Genomic DNA, 25,901 nt, shown 5'->3' with positions numbered 1-25,901 from the left:
TGCAATCAACCTGTCAGCGCCGTATGCCCGGCCTGGTACCAGAGCATGATCTCGCGCGGGATATGGTGCAACGAAACGATTTTCTCGACACCGCCATGGGCGATGGCTTCCTTGGGCATGCCGAACACCACGCAACTCTCTTCATCCTGCGCCCGCGTCGAGGCGCCGAGCTTGCGCATCTCCAGCATTCCCCGCGCGCCGTCGTCGCCCATGCCGGTCATGATCACACCGAGCGCGTTGGCGCCCGCATGCTGGGCGGCCGAGCGAAACAGCACGTCCACCGACGGGCGATGCCGCGACACCGGCGGGCCGTCCTTGATGGCGATCTGGTAGCGCAGACCGATGCGCTGGAGCAGCATGTGACGGGCGCCGGGCGCGATATAGGCGCAGCCCGGCAGCACCGGCTCGCCGTCCTCTGCTTCCTTGACCCGGATCTGGCAGACGCTGTCGAGACGCTTGGCGAAGGCCGCCGTGAAGCCTGCCGGCATGTGCTGGACGATGACGATGGGCGGACAGTGCGGCGGCAGCATCTCCAGGACGTCGTTGAGCGCTTCGGTCCCTCCGGTCGAGGCACCGACGCACACGAGGCGCTCCGTCGTCGGCCGGACCTTGCCCTGCACCGGGGGTGGAATGATGGCGTCGGCGGTGAGCTTCTTCTCGATCATCCGCCGCTCGGAACGAGGGCGCACCCGCGCCTGCGCCGCCGACTTCACGGCCTCGCGCAACCGCGTGGAGCATTCGAGCAGCGCCTGCCGCGTGTCGATCTTCGGCTTGGGCACGATGTCGACCGCGCCTGCCTCGAACGCCTCGAACATCACGTTCGAGCCTTCTTCGGTAAGCGAGGAACAGATGATCACGGGAATCGGACGCTGCGCCATGATCTTGCGCAGGAAGGTCATGCCGTCCATCCGCGGCATTTCCAGGTCGAGGATCATGACATCGGGAATTTCGCTCTGGAGACGTCGCGCCGCAGCGAACGGATCGGATGCCGTCCCCATCACCTCGATATCGGGATCCTCATTGAGGATCGTTTGCAGGATTTGGCGCACCGACGCCGAATCGTCCACGATCAATACGCGAACCTTCTCCCTCGGCATTTTGGTTGCGCTCCGGCTAGACCTTGAAAATGGTTGGCTGAACTTGCTTCAAACCCGGCACTGCACTGTGAATCATCGATTCCGAATGCCCGACCAGCAGATAGCCACCGGGCCGCAAATGGCTGCACAATTGCTCGATCACCTTGCGCTGCGTCTCGCGCTCGAAATAGATCAGGACATTGCGGCAGAAGATGATGTCGACGTCGCGATCGACGGGATAGGACGCATCCATGAGGTTCATCCGCATGAACTGCACCATACGCCGCAGCTCCGGTGCCACCCGCACCTCGTCGCGCGACTTGTCCCGCGACGACAAGAAATATCGCTTCACAAACTGTTCCGGCACCGGGGCAAGCACGTCGCGGGCGTAGATCGCGGCCTTGGCGAGGCGCAACACCGCGGTCGAGATGTCGGTCCCGAGGATGCGGTACTGAAACCGCGAGCCGTTCCGCGTCATGTCATCCAGCACCATGGCGGTGGTGTAGGCTTCCATCCCGGTGGAGCTCGCCGAGCTCCAGACCTTCAGGTTCGCGTTCTTCCGTCCGTGCGATTTGAGCAGGGCCGGGATCGCGACCTCCCGCATGAAGGTAAAGTGCTGCGGCTCGCGGAAGAAGTCGGTCTTGTTGGTCGTCACCACGTCGATGAGATGGGTGAGCTCGGTGTCGAAATGATCCGCCTCGAACAGATTATCGACATACTCGTTGAGGTCGGAAAAGTTCAGCGCGCGCACCCGCTTGTGCAGCCGCCCCTCGAGCATCAGCCGCTTGCCCTGCGGCAGCTTGATGCCGACCTGGCCCTCGATCAATTCGGCGATGGTCCGGAAGTGGCGGTCCGACAGATGGACGGCCGTATTCTGCATGGCGGGCATCATCGCTGCCTGCCCCCATCCGAGAGGGCCATCTGCACTGAATGTCGGGCCGTTCGGGCCATCATGAATCCCACACGTTCACGCAATCACTGGTGGCGGATCGGCCCACCGGTGAAGGATGGACCGATCTCTTGACGGGTCTCAGCGCTGGAAATCGGCGTCCCTATCGTCATCGCCGTCGTTCATGTCGAAGGCGAAGCCGCCGCCGCCGGCCGCCTTCACGGCGCGCGCCGGCTTGGCCTGCGGCTTCTTGGCCGGACGCTCGACGGCCGCCATCGTGGCCGCCTTGGCGCGCAGCTGGTTGACTGCCCGTTCGATCGGTGCTGGCGCGTGGCCCTTTCCGCCTTGCTCGATACGGAAATAAGCGATGGTGGACTGAAGCTGCTCGGCCTGCGAGGCGAGTTCTTCGGAGGTCGAGGACACCTGCTCGGACGCGCTGGCGTTCTGCTGGCCGACCTTGTCGAGCTGCTGGATCGCCTGGTTGATCTGGGCCGAACCGACGTCCTGCTCGCGGCAGGCGGCGGTGATCTCCTCGACGAGCTCTGCCGTCCTCTTGATGTCAGGCACGAGCTTGGAAAGCATATTGCCGGCTTCCTGCGCCACCTTGACGGTTTCGATCGACAGCGTGCCGATCTCGGCCGCGGCCGCCTGGCTACGTTCGGCGAGCTTGCGCACTTCGGATGCGACCACCGCGAAGCCCTTGCCATGCTCGCCGGCGCGCGCGGCCTCGACTGCCGCGTTGAGAGCCAGCAGATCCGTCTGGCGTGCAATCTCCTGCACGATCGTGATTTTTTCGGCGATAGTCTGCATCGCGTTGACGGCGCGACCGACCGCGGCGCCGCTGGCTTCCGCATCCTTGGCCGACTGCGCGGCGATCTTCTCGGTCTGGTTGGCATTGTCGGCGTTCTGCTTCACGTTCGACGCCATCTCTTCCATCGAGGAGGAAGCTTCCTCGGCGGACGAAGCCTGCTCGGTCGCGCCCTGCGAGAGCTGCTCGGCGCTCGCGGAGAGCTCCTGGCTGCCGGCGGAAACGTTCCGCGCGGCGGTCAGGGCCTCGGACACGATCTGCCGGAGCTTTTCCACCATGCGCTCGAGCGCGAGACCGAGCGTGTCCTTGTCCGACAGCGGCTTGGCTTCGACGGTGAGATTGCCCTGTGCGATCTCGCTAGCCACCGCGGCGGTTGCGCTCAGATTGGTCGTCATCGCATTGAGAGCCGATACAAGGTCGCCGACCTCGTCGTTGCTCGACACTGAAATCTTCTGACTGAGGTCGCCTACCGCCACCGCCTTGGCGAGATCGACCGCCCGGCCGAGTCCGCGGCTGATGTTGAGGGCGATCCAGGTCGCGGAAGCCACCGCGATCAGGAGAGCACCAATGATCATGCTGATCAACAACGTCTTGGCGAGGGCTGCCTCCCTGGCGCCCTCCTCCACGACCTCCGCCATCTGCTTCTCGTTCAGCTTGGCGTACTGTTCGATTGCGCCCAGCGTCTCATTGAAGACCTTGCGGCCTTCGCCGTTTGCGATGGCCGCCGCCTTCATGTTCCCAGCTTCGAGGGCCAGGCGCGTGACGTTATCGACGGCCTTCGCGAGGCGCTCCGACTGCGCATTGATTCCCGCTGCTGCGCCGGCCTGGCCCGCCTGCGCCGCCGCTGCCTTGACGTCATTTAACCGTTGCGTGGCCTCCTTGACGTCCACCTCGAGTTCCTGCGTGCTTGTGGCGGAATAAGCCGTCACGATGGCGCGGGACAGACGCGCAATGTCCGCATGCGCGGTCAACATCGCCGTGACCACCCGCTGGTTTTCGGATGCACCCTTGCTCAGCTCGGCGACAGCGGCGTCGAACATCAGGTCGAGATCCTTGGCCGCGGCCTGACCCTCGTTCTTCCAGAGTTCGGCAGCCTTGTTGTTCGAGTTGAGCAGCGCGAACTTTCCGGTCTGATCCTCGAACTCATTCATGCGCTTCATGGGCCCGGAAGCCTGGTCGAGCATGCGTTTGCCGTTGTCGCTCGCCTGCCCATGCAGGTCGTTGTAGAGCTTGAGCGTCTTCTCGCGACGCACCAGCATTGCGTTGTGATTGTCCTGGGTCTCCTTGTCCGATACTGCCTGGATCATCCGGGTCTCGGCGCGTTGCTGCCCCTGGATCGCGTCCATCACATCCGCGGCGAGCTTGGTACGGGTGGCCTGGCCGACGATCCGTTCCTGCTGCGCGGTCAAGCTGGAGAGACTGTTATAGGCGACACCTCCCGTGATCATCGAGAGAAGAATGACCGCGCCGAATGCCGAGGCCAGCTTAGCTTTTACCGTAAATCTCATTTCAGTCTCGTCGGTTCGAATTGGGGTGCTTACGCCTGATCACGCTCTACTCATGCGGCGCGCGGTGAATCCGCGACCACGCTATGTCCTTCCGAGATCTCGTCGTTCGCCATCAGCTTGGCGAGATCGAAGATCACGACGAATTTTTCGCCCTTGCGGCCGATGCCGGCAGCATAGTTGGACTGCCATTTGCCGCCGACCTGGGGGATCGGCTCGATCCCTTGCTCGTCGATGTCGGTAACCTCGAACACGCAATCGGCAACGAAACCGACGCCGACCAGACGATCCTTCATCGGCACATCGAGGATGATGATGCGGGTCGCCTCGGTCGCCTCCGCGACCGGCAGGCCGAGCTTGGAGCGGAGGTCGACGATCGGATAGCCGCTGCCGCGCACGTCGATCATGCCGAGCAGGAAGTTCGGCGCGTGCGGCAGGCGCGAGATCGGCCGCATGTCAAGGATTTCACGGACATTGCGGATGCTGATGCCGAACGTCTCGCCGGCGAGCCCGAGCGTCAGATATTGCGAGGTTGCGGCCATGATGCAGTCCAGGAATCCCAAGTTTACGAATGAGCACGGTCCGGCACGAGGCCGGACCGATCGATCAGCGTTGGAAATCGGCGTCGCGGTCGTCTTCGCCGTCATGCATGTCGAAGGCGAAGCCGCCGCCGTTCGCCGCCTTCAGTGCACGAACCGGCTTCCGGACCGGAGCGGGCTTCTTCGGGCCACGATCGGCCGCCGCCATGGTTGCGGCCTTGGCACGCAGCTGGCCCACTGCGCGGTCGATCGGCGCGGGCGCGGCTCTTTCATTGCGAATGGCGTGCTCGATCCGGAAGAAGGAGATCGTCGACTGAAGCTGCTCGGCCTGCGAGGCGAGCTCTTCCGATGTGGACGAGACCTGCTCGGAGGCGCTGGCGTTCTGCTGGCCCACCTTGTCGAGCTGCTGGATCGCTTGGTTGATCTGGGCCGAACCGACGTCCTGCTCACGGCAGGCGGCGGTGATCTCCTGCACCAGCTCGGCAGTCTTCTTGATGTCGGGGACGAGCTTCGACAGCATGCCGCCGGCTTCCTGGGCAACTTTCACGCTTTCTGTCGACAGCGTACCGATCTCCGCGGCAGCGGCCTGACTGCGCTCGGCCAGCTTGCGCACCTCGGATGCAACCACTGCAAAGCCCTTGCCGTGCTCACCGGCGCGCGCGGCCTCGACCGCTGCGTTGAGAGCCAGCAGATCCGTCTGCCGCGCGATTTCCTGCACGATGGTGATCTTCTCGGCGATGGTCTGCATCGCATTGACGGCACGGCCCACCGCGACGCCGCTGGCTTCGGCATCCTTGGCCGACTGCGCGGCGATCTTCTCGGTCTGGTTGGCGTTGTCGGCGTTCTGCTTCACGTTCGAGGCCATCTCCTCCATCGAGGACGAAGCTTCTTCGGCGGACGAGGCCTGCTCGGTCGCGCCTTGAGAAAGCTGCTCGGCGCTGGCGGAAAGCTCCTGACTGCCGGCGGAAACGTTCCGCGCGGCCGTGAGCGCCTCGGCGACGATCTGCCGGAGCTTCTCGACCATCACGTTCAGCGACTTCATGAGATCGCCGATCTCGTCATTGCTGGCGGAAGGAATGGTCTGATTGAGATCACCGTCAGCCACGGCACCTGCGAGGCTGACCGCGCGGCCGAGCGAACGGCTGATTGAGATCGAAATCCAGAGGGCCGCGCCGATCGCAACGATCAACGAGATACCGAGGAGCATCATCAGCAGGAACTGCGCCTGGTGTCCCTCTTCCTTCGACTGAACGGCCTGCTCAGTCATTTGTTTTTTGGTGTTCTCGACATAGGCGCCCATAGACTCGAGCGCTTCGTTCACAATCTTGCGGCCCTCGTTGCTCGAGCGTTCGGTCGCCTTGGCCTTGTCGGTCTTCGCGATCCGGATCGTTTCTTCCTGATAAGCATTCATCTTGGCGTAGGACACGTCAAAGCCGTCGAGCAACTTCCTGCCGGCCTGGCTCGCCAACGCGTAGACTTCGTCCTTGGTCTTCAGGGCTGACTCGCGACGCTTGGCAGCGTCGGTCGCAGCCTGCTCGACTTCGCTCTCGTTGCCAATAATGGCGTTCTTTTCCGCGCGAAGCTGGATGAGAATGTCCTTCTCGACTTCAGTCGCCCTTTCCATGCGCTTGGCACGGAGGACCATGCTGTCCGCGGTCGCCATCATGTCGCCGAGCTTCATGTAAGCCACACCGCCCGCAACCCCGGACAGAACGATGATCACGCCGAATGCACTGGCAAGCTTTGCCTTGACGGTAAATCTCATTTCCAGCCCCTACCCCAGTCTCGCCCGAGACTTCTCAATTCAGAATGCGTTCCATGTTCGGAACGATGACGAACTCTTCACGCCATTTGGCGATGAAGCGAATGAACTCCGGCTTCCAGTGCATGCCGACGCGCGGTGTCTGCTGCACGTCGGTCTGCGAAATCTCCGTGACCTCGTAGACCTTGTCGGCGGTGACGCCGACCAGCACCGGCTCGCCATCTAGCTCCAGCTCGATCACGACGATGCGCGTGTCGGCCGAATCCTCCGGCTGCGGCATGCCGAAGCGGATGCGCAGGTCCGCCAGTGGAATGACGTTGCCGCGAACATTGATTACGCTGGGAACGAAGGCCCTCGCGCCTGCCACCTTGGTCACGGGCACGGGATCGATGATCTCGCGCACGAGGCCTGCGTCGAGCGCGAACTTTTCCTCGCCGAGACCGATCATCACAACCTGCATCGCGTCGACCTGATGTTCGCCCGTATGCGTCTCGTCCATCACGCAGCCTCGCTGATATGCTTCTCGACCTTCGACTGCGCCAGCGCGACGAGCTGCGCGACGTCGAGGATCAGCGCCGCCGTACCGTCACCCAAGATCGTCGCGCCCGAGAAGATCGTGACGTCGGAATGCAGCTTGGAGAGCGATTTGATCACGGTCTGGTGGTTGCCGATGATCTGGTCCGCGACAAGACCGACGTGAGTCTCGCCGGTCGAGATGATGATCGTCTTCTGGTGCCGATCGGGCATGCCCGAGGCGGTCATGATCCCGCGCAGCCTGAGGAAGGGCACGAGATTGCCGCGCACATTGAGGAAGTCGCGGCCGCGTGAACGCTCGTCCTCGGCCGTCAGCTCGATGCATTCCTCAACCGCCGACAGCGGAATGATGTAGCGGCCTTCGCCGACGCGGATCAAAAGACCTTCGATGATCGCAAGCGTCAGGGGCAGGCGTAGCGTCACGGTGGTGCCTTGGCCCGGCCTGGTGGACAAATCGATCGTGCCGCGCATGTTCTCGATGGTGCGCTTGACCACGTCCATGCCGACACCGCGGCCGGACAGCGCCGAGATGGTCTGCGCGGTCGAAAAGCCTGGATGGAACAGGAACTGATGGATTTCGTGATCGGTCAGCACAGCGCCGGAAGCGATCAGCCCCTGCTCTTCCGCTTTCGCACGGATGCGCGCGGTGTTGAGGCCGCCGCCATTGTCCTTCACGGTGACGAGCACCTGCGCGCCGGAATGAACGGCGGCGAGCTCGATCTGGCCCTGCTCGGTCTTGCCGTTGGCCGAGCGGGTGACTGTGTCCTCGATGCCGTGATCGATGGCGTTGCGAATAAAATGCACCAAGGGATCGGCAAGGCACTCGATCATGGTCTTGTCGAGCTCGGTATCCTCGCCCGTGGTGACGAACTCGACTGGTTTTGAGAGATCGCGCGACAGGTCATGGATCAGGCGGCGGAAACGGCCAAACAGCGAACCGATCGGCACCATGCGCGCGCCCATCGTGGTGTCGCGCAAGGAAGAGGCAAGGCGTTCGATTTCCTCAGCGATCATCTTGATCGAGAGGTCCGAGCCGGAAGCGGCGAGCTGGGTCAACCGTGCCTGGGCGATGACGAGCTCGCCAACCCGGTCCATCAGTTCGTCGAGACGCTCGGCCTGAACGCGGACGGTGGCGATGCCGCGATCGTCGCGCTTGGCCTCGGACTTCGGCTCCGGCTTCGATTGAGATTTGGGTTCCGTCTTTGCGGCGGGCGGCGCGGCGACGGGCGCAGCAGCCTCGACCACCGGCGCAGGCATTTCGGCCACCTCTGCCGGCTCCTCGTCGAGCAGCTGGAACAGCGGCATCGGCGCGGGCGCCTCGACTTGCTCCAGCGGCGAGAGCGTCAGCTTCATCTCGTCCGAGACGAACATGAAGACGTCGTCGATCGCGTCCTTGTCGCAGGCCGCGTGCAGCTTGACGTCCCACTTCAGATAGCAATCTTCCGGCTCCATCTCGTCGAGGAACGGAATGCCGTCGGTCACAGGCACGACGAAGCAGGGGCCGAGCTTGCAGAGGTCTTCCAGCAGGTCGAGTGGATTGGAGCCGTTGCGCAGGACGTGGGATTCGAATTCCAGATAGAGATGCCAGCCGGCCTGCTTGCTCTCGGCCGGTGCCAGCGGCGCCTCGATGATCTCAGCGGCCGCAGTGGTGGCCTGGTCGGGAAACACGTAGCGCTTGAGATCGTCGAGAATGGCTTCGCCGATGACGTCGTCGGTCGACTGCGGATCCTCGATCAGCGCGCGGATGTAGTCCTTGGCAGCGAGCGCGACCGAGATCAGGTCCTGCGTCGGCTTGATCTCGCCTTTGCGGACGCGGTCGAACGCGGTCTCGAATTCGTGGATGAAGGAGGCGACCTTGTCGAAGCCGAACATGGCCCCCGAACCCTTGATCGTATGCAGGGCGCGGAAGGCGGAATCGACCAGTTCGCGATCGTCAGGACGCAGGCCGAGATCGAGCAGGGCCCCTTCAAGAACTTCGAAGAGCTCGCTGGCTTCCTGACGAAAGACCTCGGTCGGGTCCATCGCGCTCATGCACGCACCAGCTTGCCGACGACGGCGAGCAACTGCTCGGGCTTGAAGGGCTTGGTGATCCAGCCGGTGGCGCCGGCGCTCTTGGCTTCCTGCTTCACCGCGTCGTTGGATTCGGTCGTCAGGAACACGATAGGCATGCCGACCGCGCTCGGAAGCTTGCGGAGCGCCCGGATCAGCTCCAACCCGTTCATGACGGGCATATTGAGGTCGGTGATGACGAGGTCGAGCTTGCCGGCCTGGGCCTTGGCGAGCCCTTGCGCGCCGTCGCCGGCCTCGATCACGTTATGGCCGGCCGGCTCGAGCACGACCTTGATCATCTGCCGGATGCTGGGGGAATCGTCGACCGTGAGAATCGTGGCCATTAGGCGCCATCTTTCTTTTGCGGGAAGTGCTGATCGATCATCGCGTCGCTGGCGAAGCCGGCGCGACGAAGGGTGTTGCGCAGAGACTGCGAGAAGGAGGTCAGGACCACAGGCCGACCCTGGGCCTCACCGGTCTTGGCGGTGGACAGCAGAAGCTGGATCGAGGTCACATCGGCCTTGTCGACGCTCGAACAGTCGATCTCGAGCCGCTCCTGGCGGCCGAACGCCTCGCGAATGAGGTCATAGACGTTGCGGATCCCAGCGATGCTGCAATCAGCTGGCAGCCGAAGGGACCATTTCGGCTCGGTGACATCAGACGACATTCGTCCCCCAAATTTCCTCAGGATTCGCCGCACGCATCGCGAGAATCCCGCGCGACAACTATTCGCAACGGAGAGTATTCAAACTCCTAATGAGGGAGTCCGTACAACTACGGGTCACAATCCGAAGAACTTCGCGTGTGCATGCAGACGTGCATGGCGCGGCCAAATCTCATGCGTCCCGCGCAGTCTCAAGGCAGTTCGTCGCCGTCCTGGCATTTGCTTCACGTTAAATCGCAGAGCCTATGTGTAGAAGTCACGCCCCGCCATCCGCACGAGCCCCGGCCGCCGATGCTGACCCAAGCGCTCCTGGTTGATGACAGCCGCTCCGTCCTCAACTTCCTGAAACATCACATCGAGGCCGAAGGTCTGGTCGAGGCCACCACCTTCCTCGATCCCGTGGACGCGCTGGTTTGCGCGCGGGAGCGCGTCTTCGACCTCGTGCTGGTCGACTACGAGATGCCGCATATGGACGGCATCAGCTTCATCCGCACCTTCCGCACCCTGCCCGGCTGCTCCGACATCCCGATCGCGATGATCACTTCGCGACAGACCGATGACATCAAGATGGAAGCGCTGCAGGCCGGCGCGACCGATTTCCTGCCCAAGCAGCCGCAGAACGTCGAAATGACGGTGCGCCTGCGGAATTTGATTCAGCTTGGTGCAGCCGGACGCAAGCTCAGCGATCGTGCCGCGCATCTAGCCAGCGAAGTCGCGGCGGCAACAAGAAAGCTCGGCGAGCGCGAGGAGGAGATCATCCTGCGGCTCGCGCTTGCAGTCGAGTACCGCGATAACGACACCGGCGAGCACACGTTGCGGGTCGCCCGCTACAGCCGCATCATCGCCGAGCAGCTCGGCCTGCCCGCCCGGCTCTGCCGCGACATTTATCTGGCCGCGCCGCTGCACGATGTCGGCAAGGTCGCCATTCCCGACAACATCCTGCTCAAGCCCGGCAAGCTGACCGACCAGGAGATGGCGGTGATCCGCACCCACGCGACGATCGGCGAGAAAATCCTGGCCGACTCCAGTTGCGAGCTGATCCAGCTCGGTGCGCAAATTGCCGCAGGTCATCATGAGCGCTGGGACGGCGCGGGCTATCCGAACGGCCTCAGGGCGGACGAGATTCCCGTCGCCGCGCGCGTGGTCGCGGTCGCCGACGTCTTCGACGCCCTGACGACGCGGCGGCCATATAAAGAGCCGATGCCGCTGGACGTGGCGCGCAACTATCTGGTCGAGAACCAGGGCCGGCAGTTCGACCCGGCCTGTGTCGAGGCCTTCCTGTCGCGCTGGGACGAGGTCGTGGAGATCGCCGCCGGTCAGCAGACGACGCCGTATCAGAAGACCGAGGCCACGCTGGCTCCCATTATAGAGGCTGCGGCGGAGAGCCATCCGGTCGAGAACCATTCACTTGAGGCGGTCCCGGCCGCCTGACATTATCCATCCGGCCAACAGCTTGCCTGGGCTCTGCTTTCTCCGGTCGCCGGTTTGAACCGGTTCCTGCTAAAGTGGCACCAATATCTAAGAGTGATTCTGGTCACACTTGCCTGGGCGCTGCTCTGCTAAGCATCGGCCCAGGATGGGACCGGTCATCCATCGGTCGAAGCGAATGAGAATTCCCATGAAAAGCCTCATCGGCGCATTTGTCGGCGCGTTCTGTCTTGCCGCCCCCGCCCTGGCGGAGACCCCCGCCGCCATCGTCGAGGACGTGCAAGGCAAGGTCGATGGCATCGCGTTCATGGACTATGTCGCGCCGGGCAAGATCATCAAGCTCGGGCCGAAGGCGAGCATTACGCTCAGCTATCTCAAATCCTGCCAGCGCGAGACCATCAGCGAAGGCGTCGTCCTGGTCGGCGCCGAGCAGAGCACCGTGCAGCTCGGCGAGGTCAAGCGGGAAAAAGTACCCTGCGATACCAATGCGGCCAAACTGTCCGAGCGCGAGGCGAACCAAAGTGCGGCTACGACCTTCCGCACCATGCGCTCGGACGCCAAGGGCGCGCCGGCCAAGCTGCCGACGCTCTACGGCGTCGCGCCGCTGGTGCAGGCCAAGAGCGGCAGCACGCTGGTGATCGAACGCACCGACGGCAAGGAACCCACGATCAGCATCCCGCTGAGGAATGACAACATGATCGGCGGCAAATTCTACGACTTCGCCAAGGCCGGAAAGTCGCTGACCCCGGGCGGCAGCTATCTGGCCATTCTCGGCGCCAAGCGCTACGCCTTCCAGGTCGATGCCAGCGCCACGTCGTCGTCGACGCCGATCGTCGGCCGCCTGCTGCGGCTCGAATAGGCAGCTAGCGACGGGGCGATGCGGCGGATCGGCAGGCGGGACATCGTTGCAGCGATCCTGATCGCGCTCGTTGCGGGCGCGGTCTTCACGTCCCCGCCGCTTGGTACGCTGCAAGGCCTTTCACTCGACATCCTCACGGCGCTGCGCGGCAAGCTCGTCGGCGACCACCGCGATCCCGCGACATCGCCGGTCGTCGTCGTGGCGATCGACGGTGAGACCTACGACACGCCGCCGTTCAAGGGCTCGCCGACGCAGACCTGGACGCGCGAGATCGGCCGGGTGCTTGGGAGCATCTCCGACGGCGGCGCCAAGGTGATCGGCTTCGACGTGATCTTTCCAAGCTCGATCGAGCAATCGCAAATCCCGTTTGGCGATGCGCCGCTCGGCACGCGCATGAGGGGGTTTGACCGGGACTACCTGATCGCGCTGCGGCAACTCTCCGACAACGGAAAACTGGTGCTCGGCGAGATCCTGAGCGACGACCATCAGGAAAGGCCCGACCGCGCGCAGCAATTGGCGGTGAGAAACAATATCCGCGCCCTCAACGTCCACACCGACACCGACGACGTGATCCGGCGGATGCCGTTGAGCTTTTCCATCGACAGCAAGCCGGTCGCCACGATGGCGATCGAGCTCGCCGCGCGCGCGCTCGGCGGAAAGCCCGGGAATGCACCGTCCGGTACGACCGAATTGTCCGGTTATGCAATTCCGAGCGCGGTTCCGAATACACTGACGCTCAATTTTCGCGGGCTGGGCCGCGATGTTCCGACCTTCTCCTTCGCCGATCTGCGCGCCTGCGTCGAAAAAGGCGACCGCGATTTCTTCCGCCGCGCCTTCGACGGCAAGGTCGTGCTGCTCGGCACCGCCCTGAATTTCGAGGACCGCAAGCTCACCTCGATGCGACTGTCCGGCGGATATGACGGAACGCCCGGGCCACGATGCGCCCTGCCCGCCCCGGCAAGCACCGCACAAAAGGCCCGCAGCGACGTCGCCGGTGTCTTCGTGCATGCCACCGCCGCCCGCAATCTGATCGAGCACGATGCCGTGACAGAACTGGGCTTTCCAGCGCGGACCATTCTCACGATCGCCTTCGCAGCGATCATCGCCTGCGCGGCCTGCATGCTCGCACCGGGTGGCGCCGTGATCGCCTGGATCATTCTCACCGCCGCTTATGCCGCCGTGACCGTCGGCGCGTTCGTTCACGCGCTGGCGCTGCCCTTGACGGAGCCAGCACTCGCGAGCCTTGCCGCGCTCGCGATGATGGTCGGCTACCGTTTCGTGCTGGCCGATCGTGACGAGCGTTTCCTGCGCAAGAGCTTTGCGTTCTATCTCGCCCCTGAAGTGATCGACACCATGGTGACCTCCGGCAAGATGCCGGCACTCGGCGGCGAGATGCGCAACGTCACCATGTTCTTCTCCGACCTCAGCGGCTTCTCCTCCATCGCCGAGACGATGACGCCGGGCGAGCTGGTGACGCTGATGAACGAATATCTCTCCGCCATGACCGACATCATCGAAAGCCACCGCGGCTATGTCGACAAATATATCGGCGATTCCATCGTCGCGATGTTCGGTGCGCCAGCCGATGATCCCGCGCACGCGCGCAACGCCGTCCACGCCGCGCTGAAATGCCACGAAAAGCTGGCAGAGCTCAACGCCGGCAGTGCCGCCTTCGCCGGCCGCGGCCTGTCGCATCGCATTGGGCTCAACAGTGGTGAAGCCGTGGTCGGCAATATCGGCTCCCGCCGCCGCTTCAACTACACTGTGATGAGCGACACCGTGAACGTCGCCTCGCGACTCGAAGGCGCCAACAAATATTACGGCACCGCGATCATGGCCTCGGAAGCGACGGTCACGCAGACCGGCGACAGCTTCGCCTGGCGCGAGCTCGATGCGATCAGGGTGTTAGGGCGCGGTGAGGCGATCAAGGTATTCGAGCCGCTGGCCGATAAGGGCGCGGAGAGCGTCGATCAGACTAAGGCGGCGACGGCGTATGCGGAAGGGCTCGCGTGTTGGCGGGTGCGCGAGTTTGCGAAGGCAGTCGAGGCGTTCGAGGACGCGGCAGCGAGCGATCTGGCATCAGCGCTGTTCGCGAAACGCGCCAGAAGGCTCGCGGCAAATCCACCGCCGAACGAGTGGACGCCGGTCAATACGTTAGAAGGGAAGTAGCGGCGTCAGCCAAAGATACCGGCGCTACTGCGCTGGACCAGGGACTATTTCCCCTGACTTGACCCGCCCTGCGGCTGCCCCGCGACCGGTGCCGGGCGGTGGCCTGCCCCTCCCCAAATCCACTGGTTGCGTCGCCGCAGCCACGCTAGAATTCCCCCATGACAGTGACCGACATTGCGAGCCGGACCTACAATCACAGCTGGCGGCTGGATCCCATCATCCGCAGCCTGCTCGATACCGATTTCTACAAGCTGTTGATGTTACAAATGATTCGGGAATCTTACCCGGATCAGAAGGTAACATTCTCGGTCATCAACCGTTCGCGCCATGTCCGGCTCGCCGAGATCATCGACGAGGGCGAGCTGCGCGCCCAGCTCGACCACGCCCGTACCATCCGCTTCACCAAGAAAGAGTTGATCTGGCTTGCCGGTAACACCTTCTACGGCAAGACCCACATGTTCTCGGCGGACTTCATCCGCTGGCTGGCCGAATTCCGGCTGCCCGAATACGAGCTGCGCAAGGTCGAAGGCCAGTACGAGCTGCATTTCCATGGGCCGTGGAGCCACACCACGATGTGGGAGATTCCCGCGCTCGCCATCCTCAACGAATTGCGCTCGCGCGCGGCGATCAAGGGCCGCGGCCGCTTCGAGCTCGACGTGCTCTATGCCCGCGCCAAGGCCAAGCTGTGGACCAAGGTGGAGCGGCTGCGCAAGCTGGAGAACCTCCGGCTCTCCGATTTCGGCACCCGCCGCCGCCACGGATTCCTCTGGCAGCGCTGGTGCGTGGAGGCGGTGAAGGAAGGCCTGGGCCCGTCCTTCATCGGCACATCCAACGTCCTGCTCGCGATGGACAATGATCTCGAAGCCATCGGCACCAACGCCCATGAGCTGCCGATGGTCGCCGCCGGGCTCGCCAAGGACGACGAGGAATTGCGCTGGGCGCCCTATCGCATCCTCGACCAGTGGCGCCAGACCTATGGCGGCAACCTCCTGATCGCTCTGCCCGACGCCTTCGGCACCAAGGCCTTCCTGCGCGATGCGCCGGAATGGGTCGCCGACTGGACCGGCTTCCGCCCCGACAGTGCGCCGCCGATCGAGGCCGGCGAGGAGATCGTCGCCTGGTGGGAGAAGAAGGGCCGCAATCCCAGGGACAAGTTGCTCGTGTTCTCCGACGCCATGGACGTCGGCTCGATCGAGGAGACCTATCATCACTTCACCGGCCGCGTGCGGCTCTCCTTCGGCTGGGGCACCAACCTCACCAACGATTTCGTCGGCTGCCCGCCGGACGGCTCGTTCAATCTCGATCCGATCTCCCTGGTCTGCAAGGTGTCGTCGGTCGACGGACATCCGGCCGTCAAGCTCTCTGACAATCCCGAGAAAGCGACCGGCCTGCCCTCGGAGATCGAGCGTTATTTGCGGGTTTTCGGCGACGCCGGTCGGGTACGCAAGCCGGTGTTGGTGTAGCGCCAGCGCAAACTCTCTCGATCGAGTAAACCGCGCAAGTCGAATGCAAGACATCGGCTCGTCGATGCCGCGTCAGTTCCGGTTCGACGGCATTTGCAACGATCTGCGAACATCCGTTTCACAACGTCTTCACTCTGCGACGCAGTCTCCCGGCATTTTCAAGTCGAGTTTAGAACCCCTCACGCGTAATCCGCGTTATGAGCGGATCACTCCGCTGGGGCCGTCGAGTGACTTGGGGAACGCAAAGTGTTTCGCAGAACAACGACGTCGACGAAGGGACGCAGTTTCCTTCATGTCATCAAGCTCGTCTCGCCTTTCGTCATGGTCGTCGTGCTGCAGGCGGCGATCGCCGGATTCAGCCTGGAGGTGATGTCCTCGGTCCGAGCTTACGTCGCGGGCGAGGCGATGTGGTCGCGCTCGCAGAAAAACGCCGTCTATTTCCTCAATCTCTATCTGCATTCGGGAGGTGCCAGCCAGTTCGCGCAATACCAGACCTCGCTGGCTGTTCCCATCGGCGACGAGTTCGCACGCTGGGCGCTCGAGCGCGATCCGGTCGACGTCGAGGTCGTCCGCATCGGCTTTCTGCAAGGCGGCAACCATCCCGATGACGTGCCGGGATTGATCTGGCTTTTCCGCTACTTCAAACAGGTCAGCTTTCTCAAGGAAGCGATCCGCGAATGGGCCGCCACCGACCCCATGCTGCTGGAGCTGAACGTGTTCGGCGAGGTCATCCGGTCAGAACTGGAGAACGGGCCCGTTCAGGACGGCAACCGCCTGCAATTATTGTCGTCGCGGCTCTCGGAGCTCAACGCTCAGTTCACGGTGCACGCCAACCGGTTCTCCACCGTCCTAGGCGAAGGCTCCCGCGCCATCAAGATGACGCTGACTTGCGTCAATATCGTCACCGCCTTGACGTTGATCCTGCTCCTGATCTGGCACACGCGGCGATTGGTGCTGCAACGACAGGCGTTCGAGGATGCCTTGCATGCCGAGAAGGAGCGCCTGGCCTGGCAGGCATCACATGACTGGCTGACCGGCTTGTCCAACCGCCGCGCCTTCGAGGCGCGCCTGCAAAGCGAGCTCGACAACATCGCGACAGGTTCGCTCGGCCTGATCCTGCTCGACCTCGACCAGTTCAAGAACGTTAACGACAGCTGCGGCCATCTCGCGGGCGACCGCCTGCTCTGCCAGGTCGCACAACTGTTGCAGCAGGAACGGCGGCCGCACGATCTGGTGGCGCGGCTCGGCGGCGATGAATTCGGCCTGATCTTGCCGCAATGCTCGCCTTCAGGCGCCGTCGATATCGCCGAACGGCTGCGACGATCGCTCGAATTGTTCAGCTTCACCTGGGACGATCGTTGCTTCGCGGTAACCGCCAGCATCGGCGTGACCTGTATTGCCGATCGCTGCACCACGCTCGAAGGCGCGATGCGGCGTGCGGATGCGGCCTGCTACTGCGCCAAGGAGAAGGGACGCAACCGGGTTCAGGTCGACAGCGTGCGGCCGGACGCCGTCCTCGTAGCCTCGCGACGACGCGAAGCTGCGCGCGCGTGACGACGGCGCCCGTCAGCGTACGGGCAAAATCCCGAGACCGGCGAGATGTGCGTCGAGGAACTGTTCAACCTGCTGGCGCAGCATCTGCGGCGGCACGGCCACCATGCGCTCTTCCAGGCCAAGCGAGATGATCCCGTGCACGGCGGAAAACAGGGTGCGTGACAGCAACGCGATCTGCACGTCGTCTGCATTCGGAAGCAGCCGCACCAGGGGTGGATGCATCAGCGCGAACGCGTCCATCACCAGCTGAAGGATGTCATCGGGGTAAGGACGATCGTCCTCCATCCGATGCTCGAACAGCGCGCGCAGCAGGTTGGCGTGCTCCGCGAAGAACTCGAGATAGGTCGCGGCAAGCCCATAGAGCTGGCGAACGGGATCCGCGGCGGGAACTCCGCCAAGTCGCACGGTCAGCGCCTGAACGGTCTCCCGATTCACGGTCAAAATGACCCCGTCGAAGTCGCCGAACTCGTTATAGACACTTCCGATCGAGCAGCCGGCGGCTTCGGCAACATCCCGAACCTTTAGCGATCTCAAACCCTTAGTCGCAATAATACGACGGGCGATCTCCAGGATCTGAAACCGTCGGCGACCTTTTTTTTGATCTCGTAGCGATTCGTCTTGAACATTGTTCATTTTCAGGATACTCATTTGAACAATGTTCAAGCTATCTCGGAGACCTGCAAAATGCAAACCCTCGCTGTTGATATCGCCTCCACCTTCATCGATGACGCCACCGCTCTCGTTGCCGGAATTGGCCGCGCGCTCCTGCGGTTCGCGATGGCGCCGATCGATCGCATCGCAAATGCCTGCGACATCGCCGGCGTCCTGACCGAGCGCCGCGCGACCTTCCGGATGTGGCGAGCCAACCGCGCGCGTGCCCGTGATGAGGGCCGCCGCTTCAGCCTGCTCGGCCGCTTCTCGCCCTTTCGCCGCCTTGCCCACCTCACCTGAGGCGGGCGCAGCCGGCACGCCTCCCTGCGAGAGCTTGATAGGGCCGCGACCAAACCATTTGCGAACCAAACGTCGCTACGCGGAGACCAACAGGATCGGAATGCCAAGGCGCAGCGCAGGCCGGGACGATCGTCGTCAACCCGCAATTGCCCGTCGCATCTCCTCCGGTCCCGACGCCCAACCGACAATGAAACAACCTCAGACAGCGTTTCCAAAACAGGACTAGTCATGATCAGGGATTTGATGTCGTCACGCCGCTTTGCGCCCCTGTTCTGGGCGCAATTCTTCTCGGCGCTGAACGACAACGTGCTCAAGAACGCACTCGTCATCATCCTGCTTTACAGTGTCGCGACCGCCAGCGGAGATGCGCTGGTGACGATCGCGGGCGCCGTCTTCATCTTCCCCTATTTCATTCTGTCCGGGCTCGGCGGGCAGCTCGCCGACAAATACGTCAAATCCGTCGTCGCGAGGCGGCTCAAATTCGCCGAGATCTTCGCCGCGGGCTTTGCCGCCGCCGGCTTCTTGCTGCATTCGGTGCCGCTGCTGTTCGCAGCGCTCGCACTGTTTGGCGTCATCGCCGCCCTGTTCGGCCCCGTGAAATATTCGATGCTGCCGGACCAGCTCGCGCTCGGCGAGCTCGCGACGGGCAACGCGCTGGTCGAAGGCGCGACCTTCATGGCGATCCTGCTCGGCACCGTCGCCGGCGGCCAGTTCGTGGCCGGCTCCGCGCATATGGGCTGGGTCGCATCGGCCGTGGTCGTGCTGGCCCTGCTGTCCTGGGCCGTCGCCTCCCGCATTCCGGCAACAACGCCCTCTGCACCCGATCTGTCCGTCAACGCCAATCCCTGGACCTCGACGCTCGGCCTGTTGAAGACGCTGCACGCCGACCACCGGCTGTGGGACGGCACCGTGATCGTCTCCTGGTTCTGGCTGGTGGGCGCCATCGTGCTCTCGCTGCTGCCGGCGCTGGTCAAGGACGTCGTCGGTGGCACCGAGGGCGTGGTAACGCTGTGTCTCGCGGTCTTCGCAATCGGCATTGCCATCGGCTCGCTGTTCGCCGCTAGCCTGAGCCACGTTCGCCCGAACCTCGCGCTGGTGCCGATCGGCGCCATCATCATGGGGTTTGCCGGCCTCGATCTCGCCTGGGCGATCGGCGCGACCAGCAAGGGTCAGGACATCGCCGCGGTCGACTTCGCGACGTCGTTCGCCGGCCTGCGCATGTTGATCGACTTCGTCGCCTTCGCATTCGGCGGCGGCTTGTTCGTCGTGCCGTCCTTCGCTGCCGTCCAGGCCTGGTCGGCACCGTCCGAGCGTGCCCGCATCATCGCCGCCGGCAATGTGCTGCAGGCCGCTTTCATGGTAGCGGGCTCGCTGTTCGTCGCGCTGCTGCAGGCGGCCGGATTGCATGTCGGCTGGATCTTCTTCGGCCTCGGCATCGCAAGCTTCGGCGCAGTCTGGTTCGTGCTGACGAAGTGGGGCAAGGAAGGCGTGCGCGATTTCGGTGGGCTGCTGTTCCGCGCATTGTTCCGCACGGAAATCCGTGGGCTCGAGAATCTGCCGCCCGCCGGCACGCGCATGCTGATCGCGCCCAACCATGTCAGCCTGATCGACGGCCCGCTGCTGCACGCCGTGCTGCCGATCGACGCGAGCTTCGCGGTCGATACCGGCATCTCCAAGGCCTGGTGGGCCAAGCCGTTCCTGCGCGTGGTCAAGCACTACACCATGGACCCCAGCAAGCCGCTGGCCGCGCGCGACCTGATCAGGCTTGTCGCCGCCGGCGAGCCGGTCGTGATTTTCCCGGAGGGACGCATCACCGTCTCCGGGTCGCTGATGAAGGTCTATGACGGCACCGCGATGATCGCGGACAAGGCCGATGCGGTCGTCGTCCCGATCCGCATCGAAGGCGCGCAACGCTCGCATCTCAGCTATCTCAACGGCAGCCAGATCAAGCGCTCGTGGTTTCCGCGGGTGACCGTCACCATCCTGCCGCCGGTCAAGCTTCCGGTCGATCCGTCGCTGAAGGGCAAGGCGCGCCGCAACGCTGCGGGCGCAGCGCTTCAGGACGTGATGATTGACGCCATGGTGAAGAACGCCATGCTCGATCACACGCTGTTCGAAGCGCTCGGACACGCCTATCGCGACCGCGACACCGGCAAGGTCATCGTCGAGGACGCGCTCGGCACCAAGCTGACCTATCGCAAGCTGATCCTGGGCGCGCAGGTCTTGAGTCGGAAGCTGGAGAGCGGCACCGCCGTCGGTGAGAATGTCGGCGTGCTGCTGCCGAATTCCGCAGGCGTCGCCGTCGTCTTCATGGCGCTGCAAAACATCGGCCGGGTGCCGGCGATGCTCAACTTCTCCGCGGGCCCGGTCAACGTGCTCGCCGCCATGAAGGCCGCGCAGGTCAAGACGGTGCTGACGTCGAAGGCCTTCATCGAGAAGGGCAAGCTCGACAAGCTGATGGCGGCGATCTCCGCGCAAGTCCGCGTCGTCTATCTCGAGGATGTCCGCGCCTCGATCGGCACGGCCGACAAGATCAAGGGCCTGCTCGCCGGCACCGCGCCGCGCGTCACGCGCCAGGCGAATGATCCGGCCGTCGTGCTGTTCACATCGGGCTCGGAAGGCACGCCCAAGGGCGTCGTGCTGTCCCACCGCAATATCCTTGCCAACGCCGCGCAGGCGCTGGCGCGGGTCGATGCCAACGCCAATGACAAGGTGTTCAACGTGCTGCCGGTGTTCCACTCCTTCGGACTGACCGGCGGAATGATAATGCCGCTGCTCGCGGGCATTCCGATCTACATGTACCCCTCGCCGCTGCACTATCGGATCGTGCCGGAGCTGATCTACCAGACCGGCGCCACGATCCTGTTCGGCACCGACACGTTCCTCACCGGCTACGCGCGCTCGGCGCATGCCTACGACTTCCGTACGCTGCGCCTGGTGATCGCCGGCGCCGAGGCGGTCAAGGATCGGACACGCCAGGTGTTCATGGAGCGCTACGGCATCCGCATCCTCGAAGGCTATGGAGTCACCGAGACCGCGCCGGTGCTGGCGATGAACACGCCGATGGCCAATCGTCCCGGCACCGTCGGCCGCCTGTCGCCGCTGATGGAAAGCCGCCTCGACCCGGTCCCCGGCATCGAGGAAGGTGGACGCCTCTCGGTGCGCGGACCGAACGTGATGCTTGGATACTTGCGGGCCGAAAATCCCGGCGTGCTCGAACCGCTCGCCGAGGGCTGGCACGACACCGGCGACATCGTGGCGATCGACGCCGCCGGCTTTATCACCATCAAGGGCCGCGCCAAGCGCTTTGCCAAGATCGCGGGCGAAATGGTCTCGCTGTCAGCGGTCGAGAGCATCGCGACGACGCTGTGGCCGCAGGCCGCATCGGTTGCCGTGTCGATCCCGGATCCGCGCAAGGGCGAGCGCATTGTGCTGCTAACGACGGAGAAGGGTGCCGAGCGTAGCGCGATGCTGGGTCAGGCAAAGACGATCGGCGCGTCCGAGCTGACCGTTCCCGCGGCGATCTTGGTGGTCGACAAGGTGCCGCTGCTCGGCAGCGGCAAGACCGACTACGTCACCGCAACGACGATGGCCCGCGAGCAGGCGTCCGCGCCGGAGCGCGAGGTGGCGTAGAGAGATGCACGAGGCGCCTCAATCAGGCGAGGCGCGATGCCCGGGAGTGGTTCTGCTTCACGGCATCGCGCGAACCTCGGCATCCCTGAAACGACTTGAACGGGCGCTCCAGACGACCGGGTTCGCGACGCTGAACATCGACTACGCCAGCCGCCGCAAATCGATCACAGCGCTCGCGGACGATATCCACCCGGAGGTCGCCCGGTTCGCCGAACGTGATGCGCCGCTGCATTTCGTCGCGCATTCAATGGGCGGTCTCGTGACGCGTGCCTATATCGCAAAATACCGGCCGGATCGGCTTGCCGGCGTGGTGATGCTGGGTACGCCAAACGGCGGTAGCGAAGTCGCCGATCTCCTGCGCGGATCTCGGCTCTACCGTGCAATCTACGGCCCGGCCGGGCTCGAGCTCACCACCACGGCTGCGACCGGGTCTGACGCCCTGCCCGCCGTGGATTATCCCGTCGGCGTGATCGCGGGAAACCGCTTCATCGATCCCGCCGCAGGTCTCTTCGTTCTGCCGAAGCCGAATGACGGACGGGTCTCAGTGCAAAGCGCGATGGTGGCCGGCATGGCCGACCATGTCGTCGTCAAGGCGTCCCATGCCGGGCTTCCGCGTCACGCCGCTGCGATCGAACAGACCATTGCTTTCCTGCGCGACGGCCGCTTCCGCACCATCTGAATCTCAAGAGCCGGCTTCGCTGCGCCGCTCCTGCGCGTAACGCACCAGCGCCGCGAAGCGATAGATGCCGTGCACGAACTTGCCATAGGGCATCGTGATGAACAGCGCGAATACCGCGCCGAGATGCAACGCCAGCAGCGGCCCCATGGCGGCGGTCTCGCGCAGGAGCAGAAGCAGCATGCCGGTGAAGCCGGTCAGGAACAACATGGCGATGAAACCGACATCCATGCCGTAGCGCTGCTCGTCGAGCAACGCCGGATCGCGCCGCATCTTGGCCGCGAACAGGCCGATCGACCCGATGATGAGACCGATGCCGCCAAGCGTACCAAGCACGACCGGCAGATCCCACCACGGATACGGCGCCTCGCGGCCGAGCAGATAGTGATACAGCGTGGCGATCGAGGTCGCGGCGAAGCAGAGCAGGAAGCCGTAGAAGGTCAGGTGATGATACAGCTTGCGCCGGTCGGTCGGCTTCTCGTCCTCGTTGTAGCAGCCGACGCCGCCGCCGTGGAGATAGCGCAGCTCGCCCGCATCGCGGATCGCCTGGAAGATCGAGCCCCCATCGGCACAGCCGCCGATCGGCGTGCCGATGTCGCGCCAGAACGCACGCACGCTCATGACCAGCGCGAGGATCGCATAGAGGAAGGCGGCGCTGAATAATGCAGCCATCGCGTTGTGCGGCATCAGTCTGTAGAACGCGCCGGGACCGGTGTGCACGCCGAACAGCACGCTGCGGTCGTTCAGGACGGCGAAGCCGAGAATGAAGGCGGCCATGCTGAGCGCGGCGATGACACTGATGACGAGGCCGTTGCGCGCGAACGCACCGGACAGCGCCTGTGGCCAGGCATAGGCGGCATAGGATTCGGCGCGCGCGATCGCCAGCGTCTGCGGGACGTTGACGTTGAATTCATGCGGCGGCGAGAACTGGCAGTCGACGTAGCAGGCGCCGCAGGAATGGCAGAGATTGGCGAGATAATTGAGGTCGCCGTCGGAGAAGGCACGGCGCATTTCCATGGCGGGAAATACCGCGCACAGTCCCTCGCAGTAGCGGCAGGAATTGCAGACCGTCATCAGGCGGTCGGCTTCGTCGAGAATCCTAGTTCCGTGCATGTTTCGCCGCTTCCCGTCCTGCGATCCGCCCGAACACGCTGCCGATGGTCATGCCCATGCCGGCGGCATAGCCCTTGCCGAGCACGTTGCCGGCCATGATCTCACCGGCTGCGAACATGTTGGCCGACGGCTTGCCGTCAGCCATCAGCATCCGCGCCTCCCTGGTCACGCGCGTGCCGAGATAGGTGAAGGTTATGCCGGGCCGCACCGGATAAGCGAGATAAGGCGGCGCCTCGATCCGCCGCGCCCAATGCGTCTTCTGCGGTGTGATGCCTTCGGTGCGGCAATCGTCCAGAACAGTATGGTCGAAGGTGCCGGGCCGCACTGCGGCATTGAACTCCGTGATGGTCTTGTCCAGCGCAACTGGATCGAGCTCGAGCTTTCCGGCGAGCTCAGCCACGGTCTGCCCGGCGATTGGCGGGAACAGTGTCGGCATGAATGAGGTGACGACGGTCGAATCGAAGATGATGTAGGCGATCTGGTCCGGCTGCGCCGCGACCAGCCGGCCCCAGATAGCGTAGCGCTTCGGCCAGATGTCCTCGCCCTCGTCGTAGAAACGCTGGGCGTGCTTGTTGACGACGATGCCGAATACGACCGAGTCGTGACGCGTGATGATGCCGCCGTCGAACTTCGGCGCGCGGGCGTCGATCGCGACCGCATGGCACTGCGTGGGGTCGCCGACCTCCTGCACGCCCTTGTCGAGCAGCATCTTCAGGATCGAACCGCGATTATAGGGCGTGCCGCGGATCAGGAAATTGTCGGCGGCCTCGCCCCAATATTGCTTCAGCCATTCGATGTTGGCCTCGAACCCGCCGGCCGCGGCGACCAGCGCCGTCGCGCGGATCTCGGTCTCGCCATTGATCGGCCGCTTGAGGCGCGCGGCGAGAAACATGCCGTCCTCGATCATGAGGTCGGTGACCTCGGCGTCGTATTCGACCTCGACGCCGAGCCGCTCGGCAGTGAGATAGAGCGCGTTGAGCATCGCGCGGCCGCCACCGAGGAAGAAGGAGTTGGTGCGGCCGAGGCTCAGCGTGCCGCCAAGCGAGGGCTGCCAGCGCACGCCCTGCTCCACGATCCAGCTCAAAATGTCCTTGGATTCCCGGATCATGTGACGGGCGAGCACCTCGTCGGTCTGCCCGCCGGTGACGCGCAGCAGATCCTCCCAGAACTCTTCCTCGGTGTAGGGGCCGGTCAGGATGTCGGTCGCGGAATCATGGGCGCAGCGCATGTTGCGGGTATGGCGGGTGTTGCCGCCGCGATAGAACTTTGGCGCGCCCTCCAGCACGAGGACGGCGGCGCCGCCACGCCGGGCGCTGATCGCCGCACACAGCGCCGCATTGCCGCCGCCGATCACCAGCACGTCGTATTTACTGCTCATGCCGTCTGCCCGATGCCGACGAAGTTAGAGACATTCCGCCCGCCGGCCGCCTCGGTCAATCCCGGCCGCCATTGCGTACCTTTGTATACAAAGATATACATCAACGTTGCAAGCGGCATCTCTGCATGGGCAGGATGCGCCGCGAGGGAAAACATGGCCAGACGCCCGGCAAAGGCAGGCGGATCGATCGCGCGCGGCGGCGGTGTCGCGCTGGGCGAAGCGGTGTTCCGCTCGCTCTGCGAGGCGCTGCAGGCCGGCAGCTACCGCGCCGGCGACCGCCTGCGCGAAGAGGAGGTCGCCAAGCGGCTGAAGGTCAGCCGCACGCCGGTGCGGGAGGCTCTGGGCCGGCTCGCGGCGCGCGGGTTCGTCGAACCCGCCGGCGGCCGCGGCCTCATCGTGCGCAACCTCGACATCTCCGAGGTGCTCGAACTCTATGCCATGCGCGAGATCATGGAAGGCGCCGCCGCGCGCCTGGCCGCGGAGCACGCCTCAGCGACCGAGGTCGACGCGCTCAGGGATATCGAACAGGCTTTTGTCCAAGCGTCTGCGGCCGACGCCGCCGAGATGGCAGGAGAAATGGCAAGGCTGAACCGCGCGTTCCACGAGGCGATCTGCCGCGCAGCGCGCAACCGCTATCTCGACAACGCGTCAGGCGAATTGCAGGACTGGATCGCACTGCTCGGTCCCACCACCTTCTCCGTATCGGGTCGCCCCTCGACCAGCCACGGCGAGCACCAGGCCATCATCGACGCCATCGCGGCTCGCAACGGCGATAAGTCGGAGCAACTCGCGCGCGCACATATCCGCGAAGCGCTGCGCTGCCGGCTGAAGCTTTTGCAAAAGCAGTAACG

21 protein-coding genes are annotated in these 25,901 nt (G+C 64.0%); 8 read left to right on the top strand and 13 right to left on the bottom strand.

The annotated features are described in order from the left end of the window. Positions 1 to 5: 5 nt before the first annotated feature. The 9 genes from ABIB06_RS01055 to ABIB06_RS01015 all read right to left on the bottom strand — a co-directional run bounded on the left by ABIB06_RS01055 (position 6) and on the right by ABIB06_RS01015 (position 9,829). Complete coding sequence (locus tag ABIB06_RS01055) at positions 6 to 1,097, bottom strand: protein-glutamate methylesterase/protein-glutamine glutaminase (protein WP_247441042.1); 1,092 nt, start codon at positions 1,095 to 1,097, stop codon at positions 6 to 8. 16 nt (positions 1,098 to 1,113) lie between these two features. Then, entirely contained in the window at positions 1,114 to 1,968 is an 855-nt protein-coding gene (locus ABIB06_RS01050; protein ID WP_247441044.1) for a CheR family methyltransferase, read from the bottom strand. 138 nt (positions 1,969 to 2,106) lie between these two features. Then, positions 2,107 to 4,281, bottom strand: coding sequence for a methyl-accepting chemotaxis protein (locus ABIB06_RS01045; RefSeq protein WP_247441046.1), 2,175 nt, complete (start codon positions 4,279 to 4,281; stop codon positions 2,107 to 2,109). A gap of 50 nt (positions 4,282 to 4,331) precedes the next feature. Beyond that, complete coding sequence (locus ABIB06_RS01040; protein ID WP_247441048.1) at positions 4,332 to 4,820, bottom strand: chemotaxis protein CheW; 489 nt, start codon at positions 4,818 to 4,820, stop codon at positions 4,332 to 4,334. 64 nt (positions 4,821 to 4,884) lie between these two features. After that, positions 4,885 to 6,582 carry a methyl-accepting chemotaxis protein gene (locus ABIB06_RS01035; protein WP_247441050.1) on the bottom strand — a complete coding sequence of 566 codons (1,698 nt, stop codon included), beginning with the start codon at positions 6,580 to 6,582 and terminating at the stop codon, positions 4,885 to 4,887. Positions 6,583 to 6,616: 34 nt separating this feature from the next. Continuing rightward, on the bottom strand, positions 6,617 to 7,078 hold the full coding sequence (locus ABIB06_RS01030; protein WP_354068793.1) for a chemotaxis protein CheW: 462 nt from the start codon (positions 7,076 to 7,078) through the stop codon (positions 6,617 to 6,619). Then, entirely contained in the window at positions 7,078 to 9,144 is a 2,067-nt protein-coding gene (locus ABIB06_RS01025; protein WP_354068795.1) for a chemotaxis protein CheA, read from the bottom strand. The genes ABIB06_RS01030 and ABIB06_RS01025 overlap by 1 nt, the downstream gene beginning before the upstream one ends. Further along, on the bottom strand, positions 9,141 to 9,506 hold the full coding sequence (locus ABIB06_RS01020; RefSeq protein WP_027562191.1) for a response regulator: 366 nt from the start codon (positions 9,504 to 9,506) through the stop codon (positions 9,141 to 9,143). The genes ABIB06_RS01025 and ABIB06_RS01020 overlap by 4 nt, the downstream gene beginning before the upstream one ends. Then, a complete protein-coding gene (locus ABIB06_RS01015; RefSeq protein ID WP_247441055.1) occupies positions 9,506 to 9,829 on the bottom strand; it encodes an STAS domain-containing protein in 324 nt (107 codons plus the stop codon). The genes ABIB06_RS01020 and ABIB06_RS01015 overlap by 1 nt, the downstream gene beginning before the upstream one ends. Before the next feature lie 288 nt (positions 9,830 to 10,117). Here ABIB06_RS01015 and ABIB06_RS01010 point away from each other — a divergent pair, with 288 nt between their 5' ends. The 5 genes from ABIB06_RS01010 (at position 10,118) to ABIB06_RS00990 (ending at position 17,299) form a co-directional block, all read left to right on the top strand. Next, positions 10,118 to 11,257, top strand: a complete 1,140-nt coding sequence (locus tag ABIB06_RS01010) for a response regulator (protein ID WP_354068798.1) — start codon at positions 10,118 to 10,120, stop codon at positions 11,255 to 11,257. A gap of 187 nt (positions 11,258 to 11,444) precedes the next feature. Beyond that, positions 11,445 to 12,113, top strand: a complete 669-nt coding sequence (locus ABIB06_RS01005) for a hypothetical protein (protein ID WP_354068800.1) — start codon at positions 11,445 to 11,447, stop codon at positions 12,111 to 12,113. 18 nt (positions 12,114 to 12,131) lie between these two features. Then, positions 12,132 to 14,282 carry a CHASE2 domain-containing protein gene (locus ABIB06_RS01000; RefSeq protein WP_354047414.1) on the top strand — a complete coding sequence of 717 codons (2,151 nt, stop codon included), beginning with the start codon at positions 12,132 to 12,134 and terminating at the stop codon, positions 14,280 to 14,282. A 158-nt stretch (positions 14,283 to 14,440) separates the two neighbouring features. Next, positions 14,441 to 15,745, top strand: coding sequence for a nicotinate phosphoribosyltransferase (pncB, locus tag ABIB06_RS00995; protein WP_354047416.1), 1,305 nt, complete (start codon positions 14,441 to 14,443; stop codon positions 15,743 to 15,745). Between the two features lie 246 nt (positions 15,746 to 15,991). Continuing rightward, entirely contained in the window at positions 15,992 to 17,299 is a 1,308-nt protein-coding gene (locus ABIB06_RS00990) for a GGDEF domain-containing protein (RefSeq protein WP_354068802.1), read from the top strand. 12 nt (positions 17,300 to 17,311) lie between these two features. On the opposite strand, the gene ABIB06_RS00985 is transcribed toward ABIB06_RS00990, so the two are convergent. Next, positions 17,312 to 17,932: a TetR/AcrR family transcriptional regulator gene (locus tag ABIB06_RS00985; RefSeq protein WP_354047699.1), complete on the bottom strand. Its 621-nt coding sequence runs from the start codon at positions 17,930 to 17,932 to the stop codon at positions 17,312 to 17,314. Positions 17,933 to 18,478: 546 nt separating this feature from the next. On the opposite strand from ABIB06_RS00985, the gene ABIB06_RS00975 reads away from it, so the two are divergent. Both ABIB06_RS00975 and ABIB06_RS00970 read left to right on the top strand, forming a co-directional pair. After that, complete coding sequence (locus ABIB06_RS00975; protein ID WP_354047422.1) at positions 18,479 to 21,883, top strand: acyl-[ACP]--phospholipid O-acyltransferase; 3,405 nt, start codon at positions 18,479 to 18,481, stop codon at positions 21,881 to 21,883. 4 nt (positions 21,884 to 21,887) lie between these two features. Further along, a complete protein-coding gene (locus ABIB06_RS00970; RefSeq protein ID WP_354068804.1) occupies positions 21,888 to 22,562 on the top strand; it encodes an esterase/lipase family protein in 675 nt (224 codons plus the stop codon). 3 nt (positions 22,563 to 22,565) lie between these two features. Here the strand turns inward: ABIB06_RS00970 and tcuB are convergent, their stop codons facing one another. From tcuB to ABIB06_RS00955, 3 genes are read right to left on the bottom strand one after another with little or no spacing between them, the layout of a single operon-like run. Next, positions 22,566 to 23,672, bottom strand: a complete 1,107-nt coding sequence (gene tcuB / locus ABIB06_RS00965; RefSeq protein WP_354047426.1) for a tricarballylate utilization 4Fe-4S protein TcuB — start codon at positions 23,670 to 23,672, stop codon at positions 22,566 to 22,568. Beyond that, complete coding sequence (gene tcuA / locus ABIB06_RS00960) at positions 23,659 to 25,050, bottom strand: FAD-dependent tricarballylate dehydrogenase TcuA (protein ID WP_354047428.1); 1,392 nt, start codon at positions 25,048 to 25,050, stop codon at positions 23,659 to 23,661. Before tcuA ends, tcuB begins: the two co-directional genes overlap by 14 nt. Beyond that, entirely contained in the window at positions 25,047 to 25,205 is a 159-nt protein-coding gene (locus ABIB06_RS00955) for a hypothetical protein (RefSeq protein ID WP_354047430.1), read from the bottom strand. Before ABIB06_RS00955 ends, tcuA begins: the two co-directional genes overlap by 4 nt. Between ABIB06_RS00955 and ABIB06_RS00950 the strand changes: the two genes are divergently transcribed. Beyond that, on the top strand, positions 25,204 to 25,899 hold the full coding sequence (locus ABIB06_RS00950; RefSeq protein WP_354047432.1) for a GntR family transcriptional regulator: 696 nt from the start codon (positions 25,204 to 25,206) through the stop codon (positions 25,897 to 25,899). The two genes, ABIB06_RS00955 and ABIB06_RS00950, sit on opposite strands and share 2 nt — an antisense overlap. The last annotated feature ends 2 nt before the right edge of the window (positions 25,900 to 25,901 follow it).

It is taken from the genome of Bradyrhizobium sp. LB8.2, assembly GCF_040548035.1.
Lineage (GTDB): Bacteria > Pseudomonadota > Alphaproteobacteria > Rhizobiales > Xanthobacteraceae > Bradyrhizobium.
Note: the sequence above shows the minus strand (reverse complement) of the source record. Positions and strands in the feature narration are given on the sequence as shown.

Excerpts from the sequence above, each read along its gene's own strand:
- ABIB06_RS00950 (WP_354047432.1), top strand. The coding sequence starts at position 25,204 with ATGGCCAGACGCCCGGCAAAGGCAGGCGGATCGATCGCGCGCGGCGGC.
- ABIB06_RS01035 (WP_247441050.1), bottom strand. The coding sequence starts at position 6,582 with ATGAGATTTACCGTCAAGGCAAAGCTTGCCAGTGCATTCGGCGTGATC.
- ABIB06_RS00975 (WP_354047422.1), top strand. The coding sequence starts at position 18,479 with ATGATCAGGGATTTGATGTCGTCACGCCGCTTTGCGCCCCTGTTCTGG.
- pncB (WP_354047416.1), top strand. The coding sequence starts at position 14,441 with ATGACAGTGACCGACATTGCGAGCCGGACCTACAATCACAGCTGGCGG.
- tcuA (WP_354047428.1), bottom strand. The coding sequence starts at position 25,050 with ATGAGCAGTAAATACGACGTGCTGGTGATCGGCGGCGGCAATGCGGCG.
- ABIB06_RS01005 (WP_354068800.1), top strand. The coding sequence starts at position 11,445 with ATGAAAAGCCTCATCGGCGCATTTGTCGGCGCGTTCTGTCTTGCCGCC.
- ABIB06_RS01030 (WP_354068793.1), bottom strand. The coding sequence starts at position 7,078 with ATGGACGAGACGCATACGGGCGAACATCAGGTCGACGCGATGCAGGTT.
- ABIB06_RS00985 (WP_354047699.1), bottom strand. The coding sequence starts at position 17,932 with ATGAACAATGTTCAAGACGAATCGCTACGAGATCAAAAAAAAGGTCGC.
- ABIB06_RS01000 (WP_354047414.1), top strand. The coding sequence starts at position 12,132 with ATGCGGCGGATCGGCAGGCGGGACATCGTTGCAGCGATCCTGATCGCG.
- ABIB06_RS00955 (WP_354047430.1), bottom strand. The coding sequence starts at position 25,205 with ATGTTTTCCCTCGCGGCGCATCCTGCCCATGCAGAGATGCCGCTTGCA.
- ABIB06_RS01015 (WP_247441055.1), bottom strand. The coding sequence starts at position 9,829 with ATGTCGTCTGATGTCACCGAGCCGAAATGGTCCCTTCGGCTGCCAGCT.
- ABIB06_RS00970 (WP_354068804.1), top strand. The coding sequence starts at position 21,888 with ATGCACGAGGCGCCTCAATCAGGCGAGGCGCGATGCCCGGGAGTGGTT.
- ABIB06_RS01055 (WP_247441042.1), bottom strand. The coding sequence starts at position 1,097 with ATGCCGAGGGAGAAGGTTCGCGTATTGATCGTGGACGATTCGGCGTCG.
- ABIB06_RS01025 (WP_354068795.1), bottom strand. The coding sequence starts at position 9,144 with ATGAGCGCGATGGACCCGACCGAGGTCTTTCGTCAGGAAGCCAGCGAG.
- ABIB06_RS01050 (WP_247441044.1), bottom strand. The coding sequence starts at position 1,968 with ATGATGCCCGCCATGCAGAATACGGCCGTCCATCTGTCGGACCGCCAC.
- ABIB06_RS01040 (WP_247441048.1), bottom strand. The coding sequence starts at position 4,820 with ATGGCCGCAACCTCGCAATATCTGACGCTCGGGCTCGCCGGCGAGACG.
- tcuB (WP_354047426.1), bottom strand. The coding sequence starts at position 23,672 with ATGCACGGAACTAGGATTCTCGACGAAGCCGACCGCCTGATGACGGTC.
- ABIB06_RS01020 (WP_027562191.1), bottom strand. The coding sequence starts at position 9,506 with ATGGCCACGATTCTCACGGTCGACGATTCCCCCAGCATCCGGCAGATG.
- ABIB06_RS01045 (WP_247441046.1), bottom strand. The coding sequence starts at position 4,281 with ATGAGATTTACGGTAAAAGCTAAGCTGGCCTCGGCATTCGGCGCGGTC.
- ABIB06_RS01010 (WP_354068798.1), top strand. The coding sequence starts at position 10,118 with ATGCTGACCCAAGCGCTCCTGGTTGATGACAGCCGCTCCGTCCTCAAC.